General features: G+C 59.4%; 23 protein-coding genes. 14 read left to right on the top strand and 9 right to left on the bottom strand.

Annotated features, from left to right (window positions below; translation table 11 throughout):
• Positions 1-30: 30 nt before the first annotated feature.
• Together ACR0KW_RS10200 and hemA are read right to left on the bottom strand one after the other, a co-directional pair.
• Entirely contained in the window at positions 31-1,239 is a 1,209-nt protein-coding gene (locus tag ACR0KW_RS10200; protein ID WP_480804874.1) for a helix-turn-helix domain-containing protein, read from the bottom strand.
• A 128-nt stretch (positions 1,240-1,367) separates the two neighbouring features.
• Positions 1,368-2,591: a 5-aminolevulinate synthase gene (hemA, locus tag ACR0KW_RS10195; protein ID WP_170325260.1), complete on the bottom strand. Its 1,224-nt coding sequence runs from the start codon at positions 2,589-2,591 to the stop codon at positions 1,368-1,370.
• Between the two features lie 322 nt (positions 2,592-2,913).
• Between hemA and ACR0KW_RS10190 the strand changes: the two genes are divergently transcribed.
• Complete coding sequence (locus ACR0KW_RS10190) at positions 2,914-4,302, top strand: M20/M25/M40 family metallo-hydrolase (protein ID WP_480804873.1); 1,389 nt, start codon at positions 2,914-2,916, stop codon at positions 4,300-4,302.
• Between the two features lie 139 nt (positions 4,303-4,441).
• On the opposite strand, the gene lpdA is transcribed toward ACR0KW_RS10190, so the two are convergent.
• The gene (gene lpdA, locus ACR0KW_RS10185; RefSeq protein ID WP_480804872.1) at positions 4,442-5,836 is read right to left on the bottom strand and encodes a dihydrolipoyl dehydrogenase; all 1,395 of its coding nucleotides are present in this window, start codon (positions 5,834-5,836) and stop codon (positions 4,442-4,444) included.
• A 215-nt stretch (positions 5,837-6,051) separates the two neighbouring features.
• On the opposite strand from lpdA, the gene ACR0KW_RS10180 reads away from it, so the two are divergent.
• On the top strand, positions 6,052-6,486 hold the full coding sequence (locus ACR0KW_RS10180) for a hypothetical protein (RefSeq protein ID WP_480804871.1): 435 nt from the start codon (positions 6,052-6,054) through the stop codon (positions 6,484-6,486).
• On the opposite strand, the gene ACR0KW_RS10175 is transcribed toward ACR0KW_RS10180, so the two are convergent.
• The 4 genes from ACR0KW_RS10175 to ACR0KW_RS10160 form a co-directional block, all read right to left on the bottom strand.
• Positions 6,483-7,061 (bottom strand): DUF924 family protein, encoded by a 579-nt coding sequence (locus ACR0KW_RS10175; RefSeq protein WP_480804870.1) that lies wholly within the window; start codon positions 7,059-7,061, stop codon positions 6,483-6,485. The genes ACR0KW_RS10180 and ACR0KW_RS10175 overlap by 4 nt on opposite strands.
• A gap of 109 nt (positions 7,062-7,170) precedes the next feature.
• Positions 7,171-8,442 carry an MFS transporter gene (locus ACR0KW_RS10170; protein WP_170399744.1) on the bottom strand — a complete coding sequence of 424 codons (1,272 nt, stop codon included), beginning with the start codon at positions 8,440-8,442 and terminating at the stop codon, positions 7,171-7,173.
• 114 nt (positions 8,443-8,556) lie between these two features.
• The gene (gene queA, locus ACR0KW_RS10165; RefSeq protein ID WP_480804869.1) at positions 8,557-9,603 is read right to left on the bottom strand and encodes a tRNA preQ1(34) S-adenosylmethionine ribosyltransferase-isomerase QueA; all 1,047 of its coding nucleotides are present in this window, start codon (positions 9,601-9,603) and stop codon (positions 8,557-8,559) included.
• Positions 9,604-9,634: 31 nt separating this feature from the next.
• Positions 9,635-13,012, bottom strand: a complete 3,378-nt coding sequence (locus ACR0KW_RS10160) for a YhdP family protein (protein ID WP_480804868.1) — start codon at positions 13,010-13,012, stop codon at positions 9,635-9,637.
• 68 nt (positions 13,013-13,080) lie between these two features.
• Here ACR0KW_RS10160 and ACR0KW_RS10155 point away from each other — a divergent pair, with 68 nt between their 5' ends.
• The 6 genes from ACR0KW_RS10155 (at position 13,081) to aqpZ (ending at position 18,154) form a co-directional block, all read left to right on the top strand.
• Positions 13,081-13,542 carry a peroxiredoxin gene (locus ACR0KW_RS10155; RefSeq protein WP_480804867.1) on the top strand — a complete coding sequence of 154 codons (462 nt, stop codon included), beginning with the start codon at positions 13,081-13,083 and terminating at the stop codon, positions 13,540-13,542.
• Between the two features lie 85 nt (positions 13,543-13,627).
• A complete protein-coding gene (locus tag ACR0KW_RS10150; RefSeq protein ID WP_480805062.1) occupies positions 13,628-14,443 on the top strand; it encodes a ferritin-like domain-containing protein in 816 nt (271 codons plus the stop codon).
• Positions 14,444-14,622: 179 nt separating this feature from the next.
• Entirely contained in the window at positions 14,623-15,948 is a 1,326-nt protein-coding gene (locus ACR0KW_RS10145) for a DUF5930 domain-containing protein (RefSeq protein ID WP_480804866.1), read from the top strand.
• Positions 15,938-16,438 (top strand): bactofilin family protein, encoded by a 501-nt coding sequence (locus ACR0KW_RS10140; RefSeq protein ID WP_170325269.1) that lies wholly within the window; start codon positions 15,938-15,940, stop codon positions 16,436-16,438. The genes ACR0KW_RS10145 and ACR0KW_RS10140 overlap by 11 nt, the downstream gene beginning before the upstream one ends.
• 97 nt (positions 16,439-16,535) lie before the next feature.
• Positions 16,536-17,345 (top strand): M90 family metallopeptidase, encoded by an 810-nt coding sequence (locus ACR0KW_RS10135; RefSeq protein ID WP_480804865.1) that lies wholly within the window; start codon positions 16,536-16,538, stop codon positions 17,343-17,345.
• Positions 17,346-17,467: 122 nt separating this feature from the next.
• Complete coding sequence (gene aqpZ, locus ACR0KW_RS10130) at positions 17,468-18,154, top strand: aquaporin Z (protein WP_170325271.1); 687 nt, start codon at positions 17,468-17,470, stop codon at positions 18,152-18,154.
• Between the two features lie 43 nt (positions 18,155-18,197).
• Here aqpZ and ACR0KW_RS10125 read toward each other — a convergent pair whose 3' ends face one another.
• Together ACR0KW_RS10125 and ACR0KW_RS10120 are read right to left on the bottom strand one after the other, a co-directional pair.
• Entirely contained in the window at positions 18,198-18,746 is a 549-nt protein-coding gene (locus ACR0KW_RS10125; RefSeq protein ID WP_480804864.1) for a peptidylprolyl isomerase, read from the bottom strand.
• Positions 18,739-19,245 (bottom strand): peptidylprolyl isomerase, encoded by a 507-nt coding sequence (locus ACR0KW_RS10120; RefSeq protein WP_480804863.1) that lies wholly within the window; start codon positions 19,243-19,245, stop codon positions 18,739-18,741. Before ACR0KW_RS10120 ends, ACR0KW_RS10125 begins: the two co-directional genes overlap by 8 nt.
• Before the next feature lie 134 nt (positions 19,246-19,379).
• Here ACR0KW_RS10120 and ACR0KW_RS10115 point away from each other — a divergent pair, with 134 nt between their 5' ends.
• The 6 genes from ACR0KW_RS10115 (at position 19,380) to ACR0KW_RS10090 (ending at position 24,295) form a co-directional block, all read left to right on the top strand.
• Positions 19,380-20,570, top strand: a complete 1,191-nt coding sequence (locus ACR0KW_RS10115; protein WP_480805061.1) for a phosphoglycerate kinase — start codon at positions 19,380-19,382, stop codon at positions 20,568-20,570.
• Between the two features lie 66 nt (positions 20,571-20,636).
• On the top strand, positions 20,637-20,981 hold the full coding sequence (locus ACR0KW_RS10110) for a lysozyme inhibitor LprI family protein (RefSeq protein WP_480804862.1): 345 nt from the start codon (positions 20,637-20,639) through the stop codon (positions 20,979-20,981).
• A 129-nt stretch (positions 20,982-21,110) separates the two neighbouring features.
• Positions 21,111-21,410: an FtsB family cell division protein gene (locus tag ACR0KW_RS10105; RefSeq protein WP_480804861.1), complete on the top strand. Its 300-nt coding sequence runs from the start codon at positions 21,111-21,113 to the stop codon at positions 21,408-21,410.
• An 83-nt stretch (positions 21,411-21,493) separates the two neighbouring features.
• On the top strand, positions 21,494-21,775 hold the full coding sequence (locus ACR0KW_RS10100) for a DUF3144 domain-containing protein (protein ID WP_352988434.1): 282 nt from the start codon (positions 21,494-21,496) through the stop codon (positions 21,773-21,775).
• Positions 21,776-21,916: 141 nt separating this feature from the next.
• Positions 21,917-22,906 carry a pyruvate dehydrogenase (acetyl-transferring) E1 component subunit alpha gene (gene pdhA, locus ACR0KW_RS10095; RefSeq protein WP_480804860.1) on the top strand — a complete coding sequence of 330 codons (990 nt, stop codon included), beginning with the start codon at positions 21,917-21,919 and terminating at the stop codon, positions 22,904-22,906.
• A 15-nt stretch (positions 22,907-22,921) separates the two neighbouring features.
• On the top strand, positions 22,922-24,295 hold the full coding sequence (locus ACR0KW_RS10090; RefSeq protein ID WP_480804859.1) for a pyruvate dehydrogenase complex E1 component subunit beta: 1,374 nt from the start codon (positions 22,922-22,924) through the stop codon (positions 24,293-24,295).
• Positions 24,296-24,302 lie beyond the last annotated feature (7 nt).

The following is a 24,302-nucleotide window of genomic DNA, read 5'->3' as shown; positions in this document are numbered from 1 at the left end:
TCCGCCTAAAGGGGCATCGCAATGGCTAGATCACTCGGCAGGAGTTTCGTCTGCCTGCGCCTGAAGTTCGGCCACCAACTGCTTGAGCGCGCTGTTCTGGTCTGCTTCCAGATCGGCAACCGCATAGGTCTCGGAGACCGCATCCTTGGACAGGACCACACCTTTGGCGACGGTTCCCGGTGCGCCGGCGGGTCCGTAGTGTTCTCCATTCATCGAAAAGAACACAGACCCCGAAGCCCCCGCACGCAACAGCGGCGGCTCTTCGGTCAGAGGCACTTCGAAGACATTGCCCTGCTCGACCGTACCCAGAGTACCTTCGAAAATCACACTGCCATCAGCGGCGGTGACGCGCATCCAAGCCGGGTTGACCGCAACGATCTTGAGCGTTGTGTCGATCTGTTCGACCACCTGTGGCAAGGCCGGGCGCTCAACGGTGTGAACCTCGACCACTTCGACCTTGGGCAGCTCCTGTGGCTGGAAGGTTCCAACCGTGCGTGGATCAAGTGTGGAAATCGGCGCGTCGCGAGCGACCAACACTGGAACGTCCAGGGCTTGCGGGCGATACAGGCGGTCGAGCGCCTCGGCGCTCGGGGTATCGGTGACGGCAACCACGGTCGTGGCGGTGCCAGCGGCGTCCAGCGGATCAAGGTCTGACAGAACCACCGGGGCTTGCTCAACCGGGCTGACCTGCACTTGCTGAATCCTGTTCAAAACCGACCAGCCGCCATAACCAATACCGCAGATCACGGCGATCAGGACCAGAGACGAGCCAATCGCCCGCGGCTCAATCTGACTGACAAGGGATTCCTTGCCCGGAACAAAGGGGGTGTTGGGCGAGATGAAGGGATCGCGCCCCATCGGCCCCCGCGCGGCTACGCCGCCCGAAGGTTTGCGAACAACCGACGCCTCGGCCGACATGCCATGCGCAACCTCGAACCCACTTTCCTTGCAAAAGGCGGCAAAGGTTTCATCCGGGTTCATCCCCAGATAACGGGCATAAGAACGCACATACCCGGCGATAAAGCCGGGTGTGTCGAACGCATCTGGATCAGCGTCTTCTATGGCAGCAATGTAGTTGGCCTTGATCCGCAATTCCCGCTGCACATCCAGAAGAGACTTGCCCATGGTTGCGCGTTCGCCGCGCATCCTGTCGCCTAGCCGTACCTCATAGTCGTCATAGCCCTTCGGCCTGACGTCGGTATCACCTTCGGAATCGCGCTGAAATCTGCGCCCAATCATCCCTGCTGCCCCATTCTGCCTGCGCGTGTTTCGCGCCAACGGCGAATCGCCCCATTAGCGATTCGTCCGCTTATTTTGTTAGCCTAAGCTTAACACGCGGCAAACAAATTGCACACTTTGGTGTGAGGTTATCCGGCAAGTTCGGCGCGATTTAGCGCACAATGTGACCAAAGTTCGTCCATCGCTTGCACCAGACGGTTCATTTCGTCCGGTCCATGCACAGGTGAAGGGGTAAAGCGCAGGCGCTCGGTCCCGCGGGGCACAGTCGGGAAATTGATAGGCTGTACGTAGATGCCGAAATCATCCAGCAGCCGGTCGCTGAGGATTTTGGTGTGCACCGGGTTCCCCACGATCACCGGAACAATGTGGCTGCCGTGGTCGATCAGAGGCAGGCCCAGACCCTTGAGCCGCAGCTTGAGAATCTTCGCCTGTGTCTGGTGCTGTTCGCGCAGTTCTGGCGCTGTCTTGAGGTGCGCAACAGAAGCCGCTGCCCCCGCCGCAACTGCAGGCGGCAGCGAGGTGGTAAAGATGAAGCCCGGCGCATAAGAGCGCACGGCATCACACATTTTCGCGCTGGCCGCGATATAGCCGCCCATCACGCCATAAGCCTTGGCCAGCGTGCCGTTGATGATGTCGATGCGATGCGCCAGATTATCACGCTCGGTTACGCCACCACCGCGCGGGCCGTACATGCCAACCGCGTGAACCTCGTCGATATAGGTCAGGGCACCAAATTCGTCTGCCAGATCGCAAATCGCCTCGATCGGGCCAAAGTCGCCATCCATCGAGTAAACCGATTCAAACGCGATCAGCTTGGGTGCTTTGGGATCGTCCGCCTCCAGCAGCTCGCGCAGATGTTCAACGTCATTGTGACGGAAGATGCGCTTGGCGCCACCGTTGCGACGCACGCCTTCGATCATCGAGGCATGGTTCAGCGCGTCGGAGTAAATGATCAGACCGGGGAACAGTTTCGGCAACGTGCTCAACGTCGCGTCATTGGCAATATACGCGCTGGTGAACAGCAGCGCCGCCTCTTTGCCGTGCAGATCCGCCAGTTCGGCCTCAAGCTGTTTGTGATAGACCGTGGTGCCCGAGATATTGCGTGTACCGCCCGACCCCGCACCGGCTGCGTCAACCGCATCGTGCATCGCGTTCAGAACAACCGGGTTTTGCCCCATACCCAGATAGTCGTTGCCACACCACACGGTGATGTTTTGCTGCGACCCGTCCGGGCGCGTCCGCACCGCATGTGGGAAATGGCCATTCCGGCGTTCGATATCGATAAAGGTCCGGTAACGTCCTTCATCATGCAGCTTGGCAATCGCTGAATCGAGCTGAGCAGTATAGTCCACCGGTGTCTCCTTACCTGCCCGACCAATGCCGCCATCGACCGGACATCCTGTTCTGACGCCTGCATCGGACGAATCCGAGTGAGCGCCGATGCGTTCCCTTGTGCCCATCACGTATAAACAACATTGGGATCACATATTTGATTTGCATCAAATATCCCGTCGCACGGGTTCCGACAAGTAAAGTTACGGCTATCGGACGCGAGGAAACGACGCAGGCCCGTGCCAGCGTTTCCGATATTATACCACATTCCCTTCAAAGCGCACTGGACGGCGCCGGTGGCGCTGGTAGGGTTCCGGCAAATCTCAAAAGCAGGAGACCCCCATGTCGCTGGACGCTGTTCTGAACCGCATTGACGACGATCTGCAAACCTCGATCGACCGCCTGATGGAACTGCTGCGCATTCCGTCGATTTCCACCGACCCGGCCTATAACACGCAAGTGGATCAGGCAGCCGACTGGCTGGTGGCCGATCTACAAAGCATTGGCATCGCGGCCGAAAAACGAAAAACAACCGGCCACCCGATGGTTGTCGGCCATGTCGGAGAAGACAGCGACGCGCCGCATGTTCTGTTCTACGGGCATTATGACGTGCAACCTGTCGACCCTTTGGAGCTGTGGAACCGCGATCCCTTCGACCCGGCCATCGAAGACACCGACAACGGCCCGGTCATTCGCGGCCGTGGTTCATCGGATGACAAAGGCCAGTTGATGACCTTTGTCGAAGCCTGCCGTGCGTGGAAAGCGGTAAACGGCACCCTGCCCTGCCGCATCACCTTTTTCTTCGAGGGCGAAGAGGAATCGGGCTCTCCGTCCCTTGTGCCATTCCTGCGCGAGAATGCGGCCGAGTTGAAAGCAGATCTGGCACTGGTCTGCGACACCTCTATGGTGTCGCGCGGTGTGCCCTCGATTGCCTCGCAGCTGCGTGGGATGCTCAAGGACGAATTTACCGTCATCGGTCCGCGCATCGACCTGCACTCGGGCCATTATGGCGGCCCGGGCCTGAACCCGCTGCGCGAATTGTCCAAGATCGTCGCCTCGTTCTATGACGACGACACCGGGCGCGTCGCGGTCGAAGGCTTCTATGAAGGTGTCCACGAAGTGCCCGCCGACCAGCTGCGCCAATGGGAAAACTGCGGGTTCGACGAGGCTGAGTACCTGAACTCGGTCGGCTATTCTCAGCCGCACGGCGAAAAGGGCTACTCGACACTGGAACAGCAATGGGCCCGCCCGACGCTTGAGGTCAATGGCCTGTGGGGCGGTTATAACGGCGCTGGCTCGAAAACGGTGATCCCGTCGCAGGCGCATTGCAAGATCACCTGCCGCCTGGTCGGCGACATGGACCCGGACGCGCTGCGCGGCAAGATCCGCAAACATGTGGAAGAGCGCCTGTCGCCCGACGCGAATGTTGAATGGGACAATGATCTGGAAGGGTCCCCTGCCTCGGTCATGAATCTTGATCGGCCCGAGTTCGAAGCCGCCCGTGGTGCGCTGTCGGACGAATGGGGCCGCGAGGCCGTGTTCACTGGTATGGGCGGATCAATCCCGGTCGTGGGGTATTTCAACACAGAACTCGGACTGGATTCGATGCTGGTCGGCTTTGCCAATGACGACGACGCCATCCACTCACCGAACGAAAAATACGACGTGAAGAGCTTTCACAAGGGCATCCGGTCTTGGGCCCGCATCCTGGATGCGCTGACGAAGAAGTAAGCGGTTTGCGAGGCTCTGCCTCGCGCTCCGAGGTATTTTCGGCCAGATGAAGCGCGGATCACCTGCTTCATCTGGCTAATAGTATCTTGGGGCAGTCGCCCAAAGGACGGCGGGGGGCAGAGCCCCCCAACCGCGGTCATCACATGTGAATGACCTTGCCGTAAGCGTCCAGAACGCTTTCGTGCATCATTTCCGACAGAGTCGGGTGCGGGAAGACCGTGTTCATCAGGTCTTCCTCCGTGGTCTCCAACTGACGTCCGACCACGTACCCCTGAATCAATTCAGTCACTTCGGCGCCAATCATGTGGGCACCCAACAGTTCACCCGTCTTGGCGTCAAACACTGTCTTGATCAGACCTTCAGGCTCACCCAGAGCAATGGCTTTGCCGTTACCGATGAAGGGGAAGCGGCCCACTTTGATGTCATAACCCAGCTCTTTGGCTTTCGCTTCTGAGTATCCGACCGAGGCCACCTGCGGCTGGCAATAGGTGCAGCCTGCGATACTTTCGGGCTTCACCGGATGCGCGTGCTTGCCTGCAATCAGTTCGGCGACCATAACGCCTTCGTGGCTCGCTTTGTGGGCCAGCCACGGCGCACCGGCGATGTCGCCAATCGCGTAAAGACCTTCAACTCCGGTCCGGCAGAACTCATCGGTGACCACATGGGTGCGGTCGATCTTCACGCCCAGTGCTTCAAGCCCCAGGTTTTCGACATTGCCCACAATGCCAACGGCCGAGATGACGGTGTCAAAGTCGTGTTTCTCGACCTTGCCTTTGACCTCAATATGCGCAGTGACTTTGCCCTTGGCACGGTCCAGTTGCTTGACCATCGCCTTTTCCATGATGGTCATGCCCTGTTTGGTGAACGCCTTCTTGGCCAAACCGCTGATTTCGGCGTCTTCGACCGGCAGAACGCGGTCCATCACTTCGACCACGGTAGTATCGGCGCCCAGCGTGTTGTAGAAGCTGGCGAACTCGATGCCGATCGCGCCCGAGCCGATAACCAGCAGTTTCTTGGGCATCCGGGGCGGCTGCAGCGCGTGCTTATAGGTCCAGACCAGATCGCCATCGGCTTCAAGCCCCGGCAGTTCCCGCGCCCGCGCGCCAGTGGCCAGAACGATGTTCTTGGCGGTCAGCTCTTCGGTGCCCTTTTCGGTCTTGACCGAAACCTTGCCCTTGGCGGGGATCGTGGCCTCACCCATCACCACGGTCACTTTGTTTTTCTTCAGCAGATGGCCGATACCGCCCGACAGCTGCGCCGCCACACCACGCGAGCGCTTGACCACAGCATCAAGATCATAGCCGATCTTGTCCGCTTTCAGACCGAAATCCTTGGCGCGCTCCATCAGGTGGAACACTTCGGAGGACCGCAGCAATGCCTTGGTCGGGATACAGCCCCAGTTCAGGCAGATACCGCCCAGATGCTCCCGCTCAACCACGGCTGTTTTCAGGCCCAGCTGTGCTGCGCGGATAGCCGCCACATAGCCGCCCGGACCGGCGCCGATTACGATCAGATCAAAAGATTGTGCAGCCATGTTTTCCTCTCGGCACAGGTCGAATGAAAATTAGTTTACCATTAAACTAAATCCCGCAACGCATCAACACACCTCTCCCGCGACAAAAGCGACGCAGGGTCAACGGCACCAGTTTCTACGGAATTCAGCCTATACCGGGCACGTCTCAATGGCTAGAACATAGGGGTCGGGCCTGCCCGCTCTCTCCTTAACCCAAGTCATTAGAAAGGGTTACCATGGCCAAAACACTTAAGGATCTACTGCTTGCTATGCTCAACGCCACTCTTATTCTGGTGGCACTCTGTTTGTTTCTAGGGTGGAAGCTGGCATCGACAGTCGAAGGCGTCACCACGGTTTTTGAGGAAAAACTTCAGATCGTTGCCCCTCTTAAGGACGAAATTCGCGGTGTTCGGGGGGAGCTTGCCGCCCTGCGTAGCGACCTGACCAACCTTCAAACAGATGGCTCCGTGACAGATATCGCCGAGAAAGTTCGGATTTCCACGGCGTTGGTCACCTTGGACAATCTGGAAGCGCGGATGCAGGACTCGCAGGCCCGCATCGCGGAAATCACCGAGGCACCGGAAACTCTGGTCAACACAGCAATAGAAAAATCGGCCGACGTGATTGCCGACCGAATTATTGCTGTTCGGGGATGTGTGCCGTCGTCCTAGCCGGCGGCTTGCAGTTCCCGCACCGTCACACCGTACCCGCCCATGTCGACATAGGCCGCTTCGTGCGCGGTCATCGGGCGCTCAAGCGCCTCGTTGCGATAAGGGAACCGTCCGAATTTGCGGATAACTTCGCGATGCGCCCGTGCGTGCAACAGGTTGCTTGGATCGCTGTGCGCCATGTTCTGACACATCAGACGGACACAGCGCTCCTGATCGCACAGGTTTTCTGAGTGCATCATCGGCAGGTAAAAAAACTGCCGCGCCGGTTCGTCGATCTTGAGGTCCCACCCCTTGTCCACCGCGCATTTGGCGGCTGACAGGGCCGCGCGGTCCGACGAGAACGCTTTGGCGCTGCCGCGGAACATGTTTCGCGGGAACTGATCCATCAGAATGATGTAAGCCAGTGCCCCGCTGGGATAGGTCAGCCAAAGAGAAAACCTGCCTTCATTCGCGGCTTCCCAGGTGGTCAAAAACCGTTCGCGAATTTTAGCATCCAAGGCGTCGTCTTGCAGATACCACCCCTCGGGGCCGACCTCATCCAACCAAAAACTCAATACGTCTTCAGGCCCTACCATTGCCCTTACTCCGTCGTGTTGCCCTCCCCAGGGACGTAAGGTCATTTAAGGACGTTTTACAGATTTGTAACAGTAAAAAATTGCAACACTTGCGTCATAATCTTGTGTCTTAGGCAACATCTTGCGTTTCCTGCTCGGCTTCGGCGGCTTCGATGGCCACTTCTTGGGCTACCTCAAGCGCGACCGGAGAGGCCGTCGGATAGAACGGCGACATCGTTCCGGTCTCATCAACCGGGATCGCGGCACGCTGTGTCGTACGGTAGAGCGCATAGGCCGCCATGATGACCAGCAAGCTGGCGATAAACAGGAAGAACCCCGAAGGACCAAAGACGGCATCCCCCATCAGCCAACCGGTGATCAGCGGCCCCGCAATGGCGCCAAGTCCGTTGATGAACAACAAACCACCCGAGGCGGCAGCCATGTCTTCGTGGTTGAGAAAGTCATTCGCGTGGGCGATCAGCAGCGAATAGAGTGGGTTCGACATGCCGCCGATCACAAAGGCCGCACCCAGCAGGATCGGGAACGTGACCCCAAATATCATACCCGCAAACGCCGCGCAGGCCCCCACACCCGCAACCAGCATGATCAGAAAGCGGCGATCCATGCGATCCGACATCCAGCCCAACGGGTACTGCAGCACCAACGCGCCAATATAGAAGGAAGCAATAAAGGTCGAAATCTCGACCAGGGTCAGCCCCGATCGGGCACCGTAAACCGATGCCATGCCGAACTGGGCCGAAAACACTCCGCCCAGAAGGAACATACCGACACAGCCCAGCGGAGAGCTGTTGAACAACTCTCGCAGGGTCATTGGCTTTGTCGTGTCGAACGCCGGAGTTGGTGAAATCGACAGGAGGATTGGAGCAAAAGAGACCGAAACCAGAATGGACGCGATTACGAAAGTGTCGAACCCGGCCGGGTCACTCAACACCACCAACCCCTGCGCACTGATGATGCCGGTCATCTGAAAGATCATATACAGCGACAGCGCCTGACCGCGGTTTTCATTACTGGCGGCATTGTTCAGCCAGCTTTCAGCAGTGACATACACGCCGGAAAAGCAGAAACCGATGACAAAACGCCCCAGCACCCAGACGATCGGATTGGTCATCAGCGGGTAAAGGATCATGACCGCCGAGATGAAAGAGGCCAGCGCCGCGAACACCCGCACATGCCCGACCCGTCGGATCATCTCGGGCGCAAGGCGCGATCCGCCCAGAAAGCCCATGAAGTAGGCCGACATCACAAAAGACATCTCAAGCGTCGAAAAGCCCTCGATCTCGCCCCGGACACCCAGGATCGTGCCCTGCAGACCGTTGCCGACCATCAGAAGCCCCATACCAAGAAGAAGCGCCCACGCGCTGGAAAGGACCTGAAGCATTGGGGTCTCCGTACTATTTGCCGACCGGACTTAAGGATTCGTTTTGATATGAAAAACGGCTCAGAACCCGCTTGTCTACGACATTGCGGAGGCGTGATCCCGACATCGCGGCCACTAAGGGATCAAAAGCGACGCGTCCCCGTACGAGAAGAACCGATATTTCTGTTCAATCGCATGAGCATAGACATCCCGCATCCGGTCCTGACCCATCAACGCAGAAACCAGCATCAACAATGTCGATTTTGGCAGGTGGAAATTGGTCATCAGCGCGTCGGTGACGTGGAATTCGAAACCGGGATAGATGAAGATGTCGGTGTCACCCTCCCACGGTTCGATCTGACCAGTGCGCGCCGCGCTTTCGATCAGCCGCAACGCGGTGGTGCCAACCGGAATGACCCGACCGCCAGCCGCCTTGGTGGCGCGAATTTCTTCAACTGCGGTGGCGCTGACCCTGCCCCATTCGGCGTGCATCTTGTGGGTTGTCACGTCCTCGACCTTGACCGGCAGAAAAGTGCCCGCGCCCACATGCAGGGTCACATGACTGAACGTGACACCGCGGGCCTTAAGGGCCTGCATCAGCGCCTGATCGAAATGCAACGAGGCCGTGGGGGCCGCGACCGCGCCCGAATTGCGCGCCCAGATCGTCTGGTAATCGGTCTTGTCCTGCTCATCCGCCGGTCGTTTGGCGGCGATATAGGGCGGCAGCGGCATCGCGCCGGCCTGCTCCAGCGCGGCATCGAAATCCTCGCCCGTCCGGTTGAAGCGCAGATAAGCCTGTCCGTACTCGACCCGGTCGAGCGTGGCGCTGAGGTCGTCAGAGAATTGGATCTCTTCACCCAGCTTAACCTTCTTCAGCGGTTTGATCAGCGCCGCCCATGTGCCATCGGCCTGCGGGTCCAACAAAGTGGCCTCGATCGCGGCGGACACCGGCCTCTGCGCGCTGTCGCGGTGGCGGCGGCCATTCAGGCGCGCGGGGATCACGCGGGTATCGTTCAACACCAGCCGGTCACCGGGTCGCAGCCAATCGGGCAGGTCGAACACATGAGCATCCGTCACCGCATCGCCGCTGGCCACCAGCAAACGCGCCGAAGACCGCGGGTTGGCGGGCCGCGTGGCAATCAGGTCTTCGGGCAGATGGAAATCAAAATCGCTGAGTTTCATGGCCGCGCCATACAGCGCTCTTTACCCCAGTTCAACGGTCTGATGCGGGTGCTCCGAAAGTTCGTTTCGGTTCATCCGGTTTGACCGGCAGCGCATTGGGCCCGTCAGTGACTTTGGGTGCCGGCGGCCTCAGCAGGTTGCGCAGGAACAGCGGTGCCAATCCGGATAGCGGGTTGACCGACACTTTCGGCTGTCTCAGTGGCCCGGTCAGCGTGTAGTTGAAGCCAATGATGCCCTCGCCCTTTTTGGTAAAGACGCTGCCAATCGCATTGACCAGATAAATCGGAGAGATTGCGCCGCGCAGGTTCAGCAATCCGTTAACCGTGTCGATGGTGCCGTCAAAGGACAGGCCCATCGACGGCCCGACCGCACTGCCGCTGAGAACTTTGACCTGCGTTGGCGTGATACGCATCCGGCTTTCGATGGTTCCGAAAAAGATGCCCTGCCCGGCCATTTCATCCAGCAGACCCACAAGGCTGATGGCATTCAGCAGCGCGGCCATCGCCGGGGCGTCCTTGATACGCGTGTCCGTGATTTTCAGGTTTACATCGTAGTTACCGGGGCCCGCGACCGGTTCCAGTTGCAGGTTCATCGATCCGCCGCGCGCCTGCGTGATCATTCCTGCAGATCGCAGAACCGCACCCGCATCGCCCGAGGTCAGCGTCACCGCACTGCGGCCTGCGCGCGGCGAGACCTGTCCGCGCACCGCAGCGCCGCCGTTCACATTGGCGGTGAAGGCGCCGTTAACACCCCCGGTGGTCTGAAACGCGCCTTTGAACCCGGTCAGGGCGATGGTCTCGGTGACTTGCAGGCGATCCAGCGTCACATCCAGACGAGGACCGGGCCCGAACGCTCCGCCACCGCTACTACCGAAATTCGCGCGCCCAAGGTTCATTACGCCGCCCAAAACACGGATATCCGGCACAGAGCCGCCGTTATTGACCAGTTCGGCTGGCACCGCCAACCAATTGCCCAGATCGAACGAGCTGAACCGAACCCGGTCAAAATCACCGTTGCGGAACGAGATCGAGGCAGTTGTGCGCAACCCGGCAGCGTCCAGCTTAAGCTCATCCACACGCAGGTTGCTGCCCAGCGTCGCCGCAACGGTCATCGAGCCGGTCGAGCCCGCCCCCTTGCGCCAGCCCAGTTCGGGAATGGACAGAGCGACACCCGCCAGATTGGATGACGCCGTCAGTTTCGGCGGTGTACCGGCACCGATGCCCAACGTGATATCGGCTGTGCCCTGTCCGGTCAGCATCCCCTGCGGCAGACCGGCCTTCAACTCGGTCATCAGGCGGGGGGACAGTTCGATTTGCCCGGTCAGTTCGCTGCGCTGTGGTTCGGTGCCTCCGATGGGCTGACGCCACGTGGCCCGTAACGGAACATCGCCAAACAACCCGTTGCCCGAAACCTCAACCCCGGTCTGGTCACCCTGCAGGTCAAGCCGGGCGGCGCTGACCGAAAATCCAGGCACCAACCTGTCGCTTTTCACGTCGTCAATCTCGCCCAGAAAGTGGAACTCGGTCTCTTCGAACTTCAGGCCTTTCTTCATCGGCAAAGACAGAGTGCCGGTTAGGCTCACCTCACCCTCTGCCAGATCGACAGGCAGGTTCGCCTTGGTCAGCAACTCTAGCGGTGGCCGATCCAGCAGCGACATTGCCGCCGTAACACTGCCTTTGGCGGTGATCCGGGTGATCGACGGAGACACTCCTTTGATACTCGTGTCAGGGATAATGAACGAGGTGCCGGTGGCATCAATAGAACCACCCTGATCGGCGATGACGACCCCGGATTCCGCCGTGGCCGTGAACCGGTTGTTGATCAGACTGGCCTGCCCCTGCGCGTTAACGAGCGGCGGCAAGGTTTTGGCAAATCGTATCTTTGCCTTATCGAACCCGAAATCCAGATAGATATCCGGCTTGTTTCCGGGCAGCAGCCGCAAGGCAAAATCAACATCCGAGAATTGCCCCTCATAGAGGTTGTCCGCCACCCAAATCCGCGGCTTCGGCGCCAGACGGTCTGGCCAATAGTCCAGCAACTGATCCGCATTCATGTGGTCCAGATGGGCATCCACCTGCACCGCCCAGCCTTCCGGATCGCCGGTCAACTTGCCCGAGCCCAGCAACCGGTAATTGGCGTCTTGTACCATGATCTGGCCCAGTCGCAGCTCGAACGGGGCCAGTTTCATCTGCATGTCCAGTTCGGCCCGCGCCAGTTTCAGCGATTCAGGAAACAGGTTGGCCGGGTTGATACTGATGCTGCTAAAGCTCAACTGTGAGGTCAGGCTTTCCAGCGCACCTTTTTCTATCCCGTTCAGGAACGCCTTGCCCTCACCCTGAAACGCCCCCCAGGCCGAGACCACCGACACCTCGTTGAAATCCAATTCCTGACGGCTGGGGGTGTAGGTGAAATAGGTGCTGGCAGATTCGAACGGGATCGGGCGGGTTTCCTGTGTCGGCTGCACCGCCCCCGCACCAAGGTTCAAGGTAGCAAAGACCGGACCCAGCGCGGCATTGCTGTCCACACTGCCGCGCAGCGCACCCGAGATCGGAGCCTTGAGTACCTGCAGCCAGGACAACGCGAGGGTCTGGCCAGCAAGGTCTTCGGCGGGCAGATCGGTGATCGCAACGCCAAACCGTGCCTCTGGCGTGCCCAGAACGCTGGTGTAGTTTGCCTCGATCGAACTGGCATAGTCCCGCCCGGTCAGAACCGAGAACCCGGTAGCCAAGTGCATTTCATCACCGTTGCGGGTGGCCGTGATGTAGCCGCCGTCGAACACCCAGGCGCGGCCCAAACGCAGGTCTTTGTAGTCAAGCGTCAGTGATTCCAAATCGACCGAGCGCAGCCCCGACAACAAGGGCGAAAGAAACACATCATCTGATTGCTCAATCAGTTGCGCCAGGTCCGGTGCCTTCTGCACCGGGGCGCTGCCCGACCCGACGGTCAGCGACAGGGCACCATCCAAACCCCGTGTCAGGTCGAATTGCGCGCCCCGCACAGTGATGCGACGCGGACGAATCTGCCCCCGCAGCAAACCTCGCATAGACAGGCGGGTGCGTAAATCCGAAACCCGCGCAATCTGCTGCCCGGCGGCATCGCTGATGGTCACATCCGTTAATTTCAGACGAGGCCGCCATTCCTCGTTGACGATGAAACTGGCATCACCAAAGCTGAATTTCAGCCCGCCCAAGCTCTGTTCCAGCCTTTGTTCGACCTTGTGGCGCACCCATTCCGGCGCGTGCAGGTTCTGACCGAACAGAAAGAACCAGCCCGCAAACACCAGCAAGCCAATCGACAGGCACGTCCAGATGGAAAAATGCGCAGCAATACGACGCTTCGAGCGGCGCCGCCGGGGTTTCCCGGGCTGCGTCGCACTTTTGTCTTCGTGCTGCACCAATTTTTTATCCACGCCTTCCAACCCGCTTGCGCCGCCCTATGATGTCGGGCAGCCCTTAAAAAACTTTAGCGGAGTTTCCAATGCCCGACGTTTCAGACATCGCCCCTGATTTCACTTTGCCCCGCGACGGAGGCGGCGAGGTCACCTTGTCGGCCCTTCGCGGTGGCACAGTGGTTCTGTTCTTCTATCCTCGTGATGATACGCCGGGCTGCACCAAGGAATCCATCGGTTTCTCGGAACAACTTCAAGCCTTTGCCGATGCAGGGGCTCAAGTTTTCGGCATCTCGCGCGATAGCGTCGCCAAGCACGACAAATTCGTCGCCAAACACAACCTGACCACGCCGCTTTTGTCGGACGAGGGTTCCTCGGTCTGCGAGGATTATGGCGTGTGGGTCGAAAAGAACATGTACGGGCGCAAGTCGATGGGGATCGAGCGTTCGACCTTCCTCATCGACGCCGAGGGCAAGATCGCCCGCGTCTGGCGCAAGGTCAAAGTGCCCGGTCACGTGGATGAGGTGCTGGAGGCTGTGCGCGCCCTGTGACCCCTCTCGACCACGGTCGCCATCCGGTCTAAGACCCGCTCATCTGACCAAGCGGAGAAACCCGGTGTCGAAAACACTGACCCAGATGGCGAGCGAAGTTCTGACCACAGCAGACGCGCGGCAAAAAACCGCCCTGTCCAAACGCCATGCCGCGGCGTGGTTCGCTTCGCGCAAGGAGGACGCCCCCGCGATTGAGATCGGCACCGCAACGCCTCCGCTGCAACCGGCGCGACCGGGCCGGCCCGAGTTGCTATCTCCGCGCGAGGTTCCGAAGCGCAAACCCGGAACCGAGGCGGGCCGGATCGCCCTGCTGCACGCGGTCGCGCATATTGAGTTGAACGCGGTGGATCTGCACTGGGACATCATCGCCCGCTTTGGTCACGTGCCGATGCCGATCGGTTTTTACGACGATTGGGTCAAATGCGCCGAAGAGGAATCGCGCCATTTCGAGATGGTCTGCGATTGTCTGGAGCGCATGGGCAGCCACTACGGCGCCCTGCCCGCCCATGCTGGCATGTGGCGCGCCGCCGAAGATACGGCCGAGGATCTGATGGGGCGTCTGGCCGTAGTTCCCATGGTGCTTGAGGCACGCGGTCTGGACGTTACGCCCGGCATGATCGACATCTTCCGCAAGGCCAAGGACGAAAAGGCCATCGCCGCGTTGGAGGTCATCTATGCCGAAGAGGTCGGCCATGTGGCCTATGGCTCGAAATGGTTCCATTTCCTGTGTGGGCGCGAAAATGCCGACCCCAAGGATGTGTTTCACCAACTGGTGCGGCGCTACTTCCACGGGGTGTTGAAACCTCCGTTCAACGAGGAAAAACGCGCGGAGGCCGGGCTGCCGCCCGACTTCTACTGGCCGCTGACAGAAGACCTGCCATCGCCCGGTTCCGCGCTTTAAACCCACCCAACTTGACGTTATCGGCAATTTCCCGCCGAGAATTGGCGGGAAATTGAGGCTTTCCTGTGTGAACTGGTTAACAAACTTGCCCAAAGCACGCGCCCGCTCTATGCAATGCGCCCAAGGGACGGACGACACTCACAACCGGTCCCGATCTTGGGGATGAGAGGTGAAGACGCGTGCGAACACGTCTGGCAATCAAACTACACTCACTGCTCGAGCGGCATTTCCCGGAACGCCGGGTTTTCCTGAAATCTGACAACGACACGCGGTTCATCCGGCTCAGCTCGGAAACGCAGGTCGCGGCTGTCGCCGGTGTTGCGGTGATCGTCGGCTGGACGGCCGTTGCCACGGCGATTCTGTTGATGGACAGCATCGGGTCGGGCAACTTCCGCGAACAGGCCAAGCGGGATCAGGCAACCTATCAGGAACGACTGAACATCCTGTCCACCGAACGCGACGCCCGCGCACAAGAGGCACTGGCCGCACAGGACCGGTTCAATGCGGCGCTGAAACAGATTTCCGCAATGCAGTCGGAACTGCTGGCCTCGGAAAACCGTCGGCGCGAGCTTGAGACCGGGATCGAAGTGATCCAGACCACCCTGCGTGCCACTATGAAACAGCGCGAAGAGGCCCGTACCGAACTGGCCGACGTACAGGTCGAGGCCGGTGACGGCGACATGTACGTGACCGCTCTGGCCTCGCCAGAACAGATGAACTTTATGACCGAGGCGCTGGCCCGCACCGCGCAGGAGCGCGACCAGATCGCGGCAGATGCCAAGGACGCCCTGGACCAGCGCGACGAGCTTGAGCTGGAAATCCGGCTGATGCAGGAGCGCAGCGACGAGATCTTCCGCCAGTTGGAAGAGGCAATGGTGATCTCGGTCGAACCACTGGACAAGATGTTCCGCCAGGCCGGTATGCCCACCGACCGTATTATTGAAGAGGTCCGCCGCGGTTACAGCGGTATGGGCGGACCCCTGACTCCCATCTCATTCAGCACGCGCGGTGAGGACCTGACCCCCGACGAGATTCGCGCAAATGTTCTGCTGCAACAGATGGATCAGTTGAACCTGTACCGCCTTGCCGCCGAGAAAGCGCCGTTCGCCAATCCGGTGAAATCCGTGGTGCGGTTTACTAGCGGTTACGGCACCCGCCGCGACCCGAAAACCGGCGGACGGCGCATGCATAACGGCGTCGATTTTGCTGGTGCTCAGGGCACGGATATCTTCGCCACCGCAGATGGCGTCGTCACTCATGCAGGCTGGCAATCCGGTTTCGGGCGGCTGGTCAAGATCCGCCACGCCTTTGGAATTGAGACACTTTACGCCCATAACACCAAGATCCGCGTCAAGGTTGGTCAAAGGGTCTCGCGCGGGGATCATATTGCTGATATGGGTAGCACCGGACGGTCTACCGGCACGCATCTGCACTATGAAGTCCGCGTAAACGGAAAACCTGTAAACCCAATGACTTACATCAAGGCTGCGAGAAATGTTTTCTAAGAGCAAAATCAACGAGCCCGCATCCAACGCTCCTGAGACGGCAAAGCCTGCCGCTCCGGCGACCCCTGCGGCCCCTGCACCGGCAGAAAACAAGGCCAGCACCGCGCCCAAGCCCAAGCCTCCGGCATCGGTTCTGTCCTCGGACCTGCACATCACGGGTAACCTGAAGACCACTGGCGACATTCAGGTCGAAGGCACTGTCGAAGGCGACATCCGCGCGCACCTGCTGACCATCGGTGAAACCGCCACAATCAAGGGCGAAGTTACCGCTGATGACGTCGTGATTAACGGTCGCATCGTGGGCCGCGTTCGTGGTCTGAAAGTGCGCCTGACCTCGACCGCGCGTGTCGAAGGCGACATCATCCACAAGACCATCGCCATCGAAAGCGGCGCCCATTTCGAAGGTTCGGTGCAGCGTCAGGACGATCCGCTGAACCCGGGCCGCAGCGCCAAAGCCGGCGCCAACCCGGCGGCCGAGGTCAAGCAGTAACGCTGACCTGATATCCGAATGCACAAACGCCGCGGGTCACCCTGCGGCGTTTTTCTTTTGCTCTTGCCGCCGGGACCGGTCGGTATAGGGTTCTGACATGCTGATCTTTTTCTCAATCCTTCTGCTGATCGCGGGCTTTTTTCTGTACCGCTACTGGTCCAAGTCGCAGGCGCGGCAAGAGTTGCTGGCCACCCCCCTGACCGACCACCAACGCAATTTCATCGAACAGCAGGTGCCACTGATCCGCCGCCTTCCCCCTGACCTGCGCGCCAAGCTGGACGGCAAGGTGAACCTGTTTCTGAATCAAGTGCAATTCCGCGGCTGCGACGGGTTGGAGGTCACCGAAGAAATGGAACTGGCCATCGCCGCGCAGGCCAGCCTGCTGCTGGTGAACAGTGACCTCTGGTATGATCATCTGACAACGATTCTGATCTATCCCAATGCCTTCAAGTCGCGCCAGCGCAGGCAGGAGGGCTATGTCGTCAGCGAGAAGGAAATCGTGCGAACCGGCGAAAGCTGGGATCGTGGGCCGGTGATCCTGTCGTGGCGGCACAGCAAGGCAGGGGCGATGAATGACCGGGATGGTCAGAACGTCGTGCTGCACGAGTTTGCGCATCAGATCGACGACCTGTCAGGCGGTACCAACGGCGTTCCGATTCTCAGCGACGGTCAAAGCTTTGCCGAATGGGAGCGGGTCTTTCTGACCGCCTATGACGCCCATGTGCGCGCTGTGGAACACGGTCAGCACACAGTCATTGACCCCTATGGAGCGACCGGCCACGAAGAGTTCTTTGCCGTCTCAGTCGAGGTTTTCTTTGAACAGCCACGGCAACTGAAAGCCGCCGTTCCTGACGTGTACGAACAGTTGTCGAAACTGTTTCGGCTGGACCCGGCCAGCTGGGGGTAGCCCCCAGTCAAAACCGGAGATTCATTTCTGAACGGGGCGTTTGAAATTTCCCCGTTTCCCACCGTTTCACAAAACGTGATTTTTGAATTAACCTTAAATCAGTGTTTTCAGGAGGGATTTTCATGTCATCAAAACTCATGGCCGAGTTTTTCGGCACGTTCTGGCTGGTGCTGGGCGGCTGCGGCAGCGCCGTGTTGGCAGCAGGCGTCGCGGATGTAGGCATCGGCTGGCTGGGCGTTTCCTTTGCCTTCGGCCTGACGGTTCTGACCATGGCTTATGCGGTCGGCCATATTTCGGGCGGTCATTTCAACCCGGCGGTCAGCCTTGGCCTGATGATGGGCGGTAGGTTCCCGGCCAAGGAGCTGATCCCCTATTGGATCGCGCAGGTGATCGGCGCAATTGCCGCCGCAGCCGTGTTGTACCTGATCGTCAGCGGCGCACCGGGGTTCGAAGGTGTCGGCGGGTTTGCCTCAAACGGGTACGGCGAAGCGTCACCCGAGGGCTATTCGATGATGTCCGCATTGGTGATCGAGATCGTGATGACCGCCTTCTTCATCATCGTCATCCTTGGCGCAACATCCAACTTTGCGCCCGACGGGTTCGCCCCTATCGCCATTGGCCTGTGCCTGACGCTGATCCACCTGATCTCGATCCCGGTGACCAACACCTCGGTCAACCCGGCGCGGTCAACTGGCGTAGCACTGTTTGCTGATGCGCCGGCCCTGTCGCAGCTCTGGCTGTTCTGGGTCGCCCCGCTGATCGGTGCCGCCATCGGAGCTCTAATCTGGCAGGCGATGGGCGACGACTGAGCGTGAAAAAGCCCCGAAGCGGAATGCGTCGGGGCTTTTTGTATTATTCGGTGACGGTGACTTTTTTCATCACGTCCGGCTGACCGATCACGGCGCCGTTCGGGCCGTCACCGCGCTTGATCGCATCAACCACATCCATGCCCTCGGTCACCTGACCGACAACCGTGTACTGGCCGTTCAGGAACGGGCCCGGTTCGAACATAATGAAGAACTGCGAATTCGCGCTGTCCGGATTCTGCGCCCGCGCCATGCCGACAACGCCACGGTCATAATTGTAGTCCGAGAACTCGGCAGGCAGGTTAGGACGATCAGACCCACCGGTACCAGCGCGGCGCATGTCACCACCGATCCGGCCATATTCAACGTCGCCGGTCTGCGCCATGAACCCGTCGATCACGCGGTGGAACACCACCCCGTCATACTTGCCCTCAGCTGCCAGAGCGCTGATCTGCTCGACATGTTTGGGGGCGAGATCCTCGAACAGGTCGACGGTGACGGTGCCATTGGCGCCCTCGCCTTCGATCTCGATCTGAAGGCCTGTGGCCAGCACAGGGCTGGCCAGCAAGGCAAAGGCTGCGGCCAGCTTATACATCTGCCGCCACCTTGACGCTGATCATGCGATCCGGGTTCGCAGGCGGTTCGCCACGAACGATGGCGTCCACATGCTCCATCCCGTCGATGACGCGGCCATAAACAGTGTATTGACCGTTCAGGAAGTGGTTGTCTTTGAAGTTGATGAAGAATTGCGAGTTGGCCGAGTTCGGGTTCTGCGAACGTGCCGCACCCAGGGTGCCACGATCATGCGGCAGCTTGGAAAACTCAGCCGGAACGTTCGGCAGCGACGAACCACCGGTGCCCGCCATACGCAGGTTGAACCCGTCTTCCATGTCGCCATGCTGTACGTCGCCGGTCTGCGCCATGAAACCGTCGATCACACGGTGGAAGGCCACGTTGTCATATTCACCACTACGCGCCAGTTCTTTCATCCGGGCGCTGTGCTGAGGGGCCACGTCAGGCAGCAGCTCGATGACAACATTGCCGTCTTTCAGTTCGATGATGATGGTGTTTTCGGGATCCTTGATCTCGGCCATGAGGCCCTCCTGTCGTTTAACTTGCGCAAATACCTATGATGCGGGCGCGCGAATGCCAAGTGACGCATTGACCTGAGGGCAAAATGCAGGAAAAGAACCGCCTAAATCTGTTTCACATTTCCGAGGATTGCACGATGGGCTGGAAAACTCTCGACGACATGGACCTGAACGGCAAACGCGTGCTGGTGCGCGTCGATATCAACGTTCCGGTGGTGGATGGGGTCGTGACCGACGCAACCCGCATTCAGCGCATCGTGCCGACGGTTCGCGATGTCCTTGCGGCGGGCGGCAAACCCATCCTGCTGGCGCATTTCGGACGCCCCGGCGGTGAACGGCGCGAGAACCTGTCGCTCAAGCAACTGGTCCCCACGCTGGAAGACGCTTTTGGCTCTACGGTTCTGTTCGCCGCCGATTGCGTCGGCACCGAGGCTGAGCTGGCCGCCGAGGCCCTACAACCCGGTCAGGTTCTGCTGCTTGAAAACACCCGTTTCCACGCGGCGGAAACCAAGAACGACGCTGATCTGGCCGCAGGCATGGCCAAGCTGGGCGAGGTTTATTGCAACGATGCGTTCTCGGCCGCTCACCGTGCCCACAGCTCGACCGAGGCAATCGCCCGCCTGCTGCCCTCATGCGCCGGTCGCCTAATGCAGGCGGAGCTTGAGGCGCTGGAGGGTGCCTTGGGCGCGCCCAAGCGCCCTGTGACTGCGGTGGTCGGTGGCGCGAAGGTTTCGACCAAGCTGGAACTGCTGGGCAACCTGATCTCCAAGGTGGACTATCTGGTGATCGGCGGCGGCATGGCGAACACTTTCCTTGTCGCTCAGGGCCTGAACGTGGGCAAATCGCTGGCCGAAACCTCAATGAAAGACACTGCAGCTGAAATTTTGGCAAAAGCCGAAAGCACGGGCTGCACCATCGTTCTGCCCACCGACATCGTTGTTGCGGACAAGTTCGAAGCCAACGCCCCGCATCAGGTTCTGCCCGCTGACCAATGCACCGAAGACGGTATGATCCTGGACGCTGGCCCCGAAAGCGTTGCCGCCATCACCGAGATCTTCACCAAAAGCCAGACCCTGATCTGGAACGGCCCTCTGGGTGCATTTGAGATCGAGCCCTTTGACGCCGCCACCAATGCAACCGCTCTGAAAGCCGCCGCGCTGACCCGCTCGGGCCAGTTGGTATCGGTCGCGGGTGGTGGCGACACGGTTGCTGCACTGAACGCTTCAGGAGCGGCCAAGGACTTTTCGTACATCTCCACCGCCGGTGGCGCGTTCCTGGAATGGATGGAGGGTAAGACCCTGCCCGGCGTTGCTGCGCTGGAAGGCTAAACCGCGCAATTTGGTCGCGTGTCGGAACTCGTGGTAAACTCTCCTCTTTAAGGTGGAGATTTTGCCATGAGAGTTTTTGCCTGCCTGATCATTGCCCTGTTTCCCCTGCCCGCCATTGCCCAATCCAGTTGCAGCGGACAGACCCAGTTAGATGCGAATTTCTGCGCCAAGGAGAAATGGGAAATCGCCGACCGTGAGCTCAACCGGCTTTGGAAAGAGGTCAAACCGATAGCGGACGCACGGGGAGACGGACAAACCCTGCTGAACGAACAGCGCGCGTGGCTGAAAAGCCGCGATGCCACTTGTGAACCCGAGTTGAAAAGCGATGGTAGCGCAGCGCCGATGTTCTACTGGGCCTGCATGGAAGAGCAGACCCTGACCCGCAATCAAGCGCTGGACGCATGGCGCTGAGAACGCGCGTCCAACAATTTCAGAAAATTGCGAATCAGGGGATTCACAACCCGAATCGCCTGTGACATAGTGCGATCAGATGCTCGCAAAGGGCACGTTATTGAGGCAGTTCATACGGCGGTAAACAGAGTGTCCCGTTCCCATCGGCCCGGTTTGGGCGCAGTCGTTTTCTTCATGGTGGCGTTTATGCTGGGTGTCTATTTCACCTTTGCCGCCGTGCAGGGCGACTATGGCCTGTTCCGACGGGTCGAGATTGCGGCGGAACGGGACGCCCTGTCGCGCGATCTGGCCAAGCTCGAGGCCGAGATCGCCAAGATGGAAAACCTGACCCGTCGCTTATCAGATACCTATCTGGATCTCGACCTGCTGGATCAACAGACCCGTTCGGTTCTGGGCATGATCCGTTCGGACGAGATTGTTATCCGCTAACTTTTTTACTTAAGTATCCTTTTTGGTTTGAAATTCGCCACTTTGCGGCGACTAGTGGACCAAAAGCCGAGGGATCTTTTGTCATGAGCAACAAACTTGACGATCAGTTTTTCGACAGAGCTGATGCCGTAATCAATCTGGCAAACACATATCTGGAACAGGTGACGCGCGGAAAGGTCAGCGCATCGCTCTTGTACGCAGCGGCACGGTTCAATTCCTGGGTCAGCGCCTGCGGCTTCGAAAACCGAGACGATATGGAAGAGATGAAAGAAGAGACCATCGAGTACTTTGTTCAAGAATACCGAAAAATGCTCGATGAAAACCTGACTGACTACATCGACAATTTTGACAAGTACATGCGCTAAGCGCAGGTGTTTTGCCCAAAAAAACACTGCTATCCGCCGATTAGTTCCCCCGCGTCACATTTACACTCGCCAGAAAGCAGGAAATGCTTTATGAGATAGTTTAACGCTAAACTATCTGTCCGGAAGGGGGGGATCGCCACGATGGCTGCGCGAAAAACCACAAAGAAACCAAATGTTTCTGCGGAAGAGCTTAAAACCTACTACCGCGAAATGCTTCTGATCCGCCGATTCGAGGAAAAGGCGGGCCAGCTGTACGGCATGGGTCTGATCGGTGGATTCTGCCACCTCTATATCGGCCAGGAAGCTGTTGTTGTGGGCCTCGAGGCCGCGGCAAAGGACGGCGACAAGCGGATCACTTCGTATCGCGACCATGGACATATGCTGGCTTGTGGCATGGATCCGGGCGGCGTGATGGCCGAACTGACCGGCCGTATTGGCGGCCTGTCCAAAGGCAAAGGTGGTTCGATGCATATGTTCTCGAAAGAGAAACATTTCTACGGCGGCCATGGCATCGTCGGCGCACAGGTGCCGCTGGGCGCGGGTCTGGCCTTTGCGGACAAATACAAGGAAAACGGTGGCGTCACCTTCACCTATTTCGGGGATGGCGCGGCCAACCAGGGTCAGGTTTACGAGACGTTCAACATGGCCGCCCTGTGGGACCTGCCTGTCGTCTTCGTCATCGAGAACAACCAATACGCCATGGGCACGGCGCAAGCGCGCTCGACTTCGACCAAGGATATCTTCCACCGGGGCGAAGCGTTCGGCATCCCCGGTGAGATCGTGAACGGCATGGATGTGCTGGCGGTCAAGGCGGCGGGTGAGAAAGCCGTCGCCCACTGCCGCGCAGGCAAGGGGCCGTATATTCTGGAAATCAAGACCTACCGCTATCGCGGCCATTCGATGTCTGACCCGGCCAAGTACCGCACCCGTGAAGAAGTTCAGAAGGTCCGTGAACAAAGCGACCCGATAGAACATGTCCGCGAGCTGCTGCTGACCGGCAAACACGCGACCGAGGATGACCTGAAGGCGATCGACAAGGAAATCAAAGAGATCGTCAACCAGGCCGCCGAATTCTCGAAAGAAAGCCCCGAGCCTTCCGTGGAAGAGCTCTGGACAGATATCTACGCCTGAGAGGACGACTAAGACATGGCAACCGAAATTCTCATGCCCGCCCTTTCGCCCACGATGGAAGAGGGCACGCTGGCCAAATGGCTGGTCAAGGAAGGCGACACCGTATCCTCGGGCGACATTCTGGCCGAGATCGAAACCGACAAGGCGACGATGGAGTTCGAAGCGGTCGATGAAGGTATCGTCGGCAAGATCCTGATCGCCGAGGGCACCGAAGGGGTCAAGGTCAACACCCCCATCGCCGTTCTGGTCGAAGAAGGCGAAGACGCCTCCGCCCTGCCCGCGGCTGCCCCTGCAGCCGCAGCGGTGACCGAGGCCGCCCCTGTGGCGGTTGAGGCCGCCGCTCCCGCAGCTGCCGCACCGGCCGCTCCGGTCGTGGATCTTTCACCTGATTGGCCGGCCGACGCTGAAATGAAGACCGAGACCGTCCGTGAAGCCCTCCGCGACGCGATGGCCGAGGAAATGCGCGGTGACGGAGACGTCTACCTGATGGGTGAAGAAGTCGCCGAGTATCAGGGCGCCTATAAGATCAGCCAAGGTCTGCTGGACGAGTTTGGCCCCAAGCGCGTCATCGACACCCCGATCACCGAGCATGGTTTTGCCGGCATCGCGGTTGGCTCGGCCTTTGGTGGCCTGAAACCGATTGTCGAGTTCATGACCTTCAACTTCGCCATGCAGGCGATTGACCACATCATCAACTCCGCTGCCAAGACGCTCTATATGTCCGGCGGCCAGATGGGCTGCCCGATCGTGTTCCGTGGTCCCAACGGTGCCGCAGCACGCGTGGCAGCACAGCACTCTCAGGACTACGCCGCATGGTACATGCAAGTGCCCGGCCTGAAAGTGGTGATGCCCTATTCGGCGGCTGACGCCAAAGGCCTGATGAAATCGGCGATCCGTGATCCCAACCCGGTGATATTCCTTGAAAACGAAATCCTCTATGGTCGGTCCTTTGACATGCCGCAAGTGGATGACCTGACCATCCCGTTGGGCAAGGCCCGCATCTGGCGCGAAGGTTCGGACGTGACCATCGTCAGCTTCGGCATCGGTATGCAGTTCGCACTGGAAGCCGCCGACAAGCTGGCCGAAGAAGGCATCAGCGCCGAGGTGATCGACCTGCGCACCATCCGCCCGATGGACACAGGCGCGATCATTAACTCGGTGATGAAAACCAACCGTCTGGTGACGGTTGAAGAAGGCTGGCCGCAGGGCTCGGTCGGCAGCTACATCTCGTCCGTGGTGATGCAGGAGGCGTTCGACTACCTTGACGCGCCGGTCATCAACTGCACCGGCAAAGATGTTCCGATGCCCTACGCCGCGAACCTCGAAAAGCTGGCGCTGATCACCACCGATGAGGTGATCGCCGCCGTCAAACAAGTGACCTACCGGTAAGGAGCGA

The organism is Ruegeria sp. CG11, from assembly GCF_056537245.1.
This window is presented reverse-complemented; position numbering and strand designations above follow the sequence as displayed.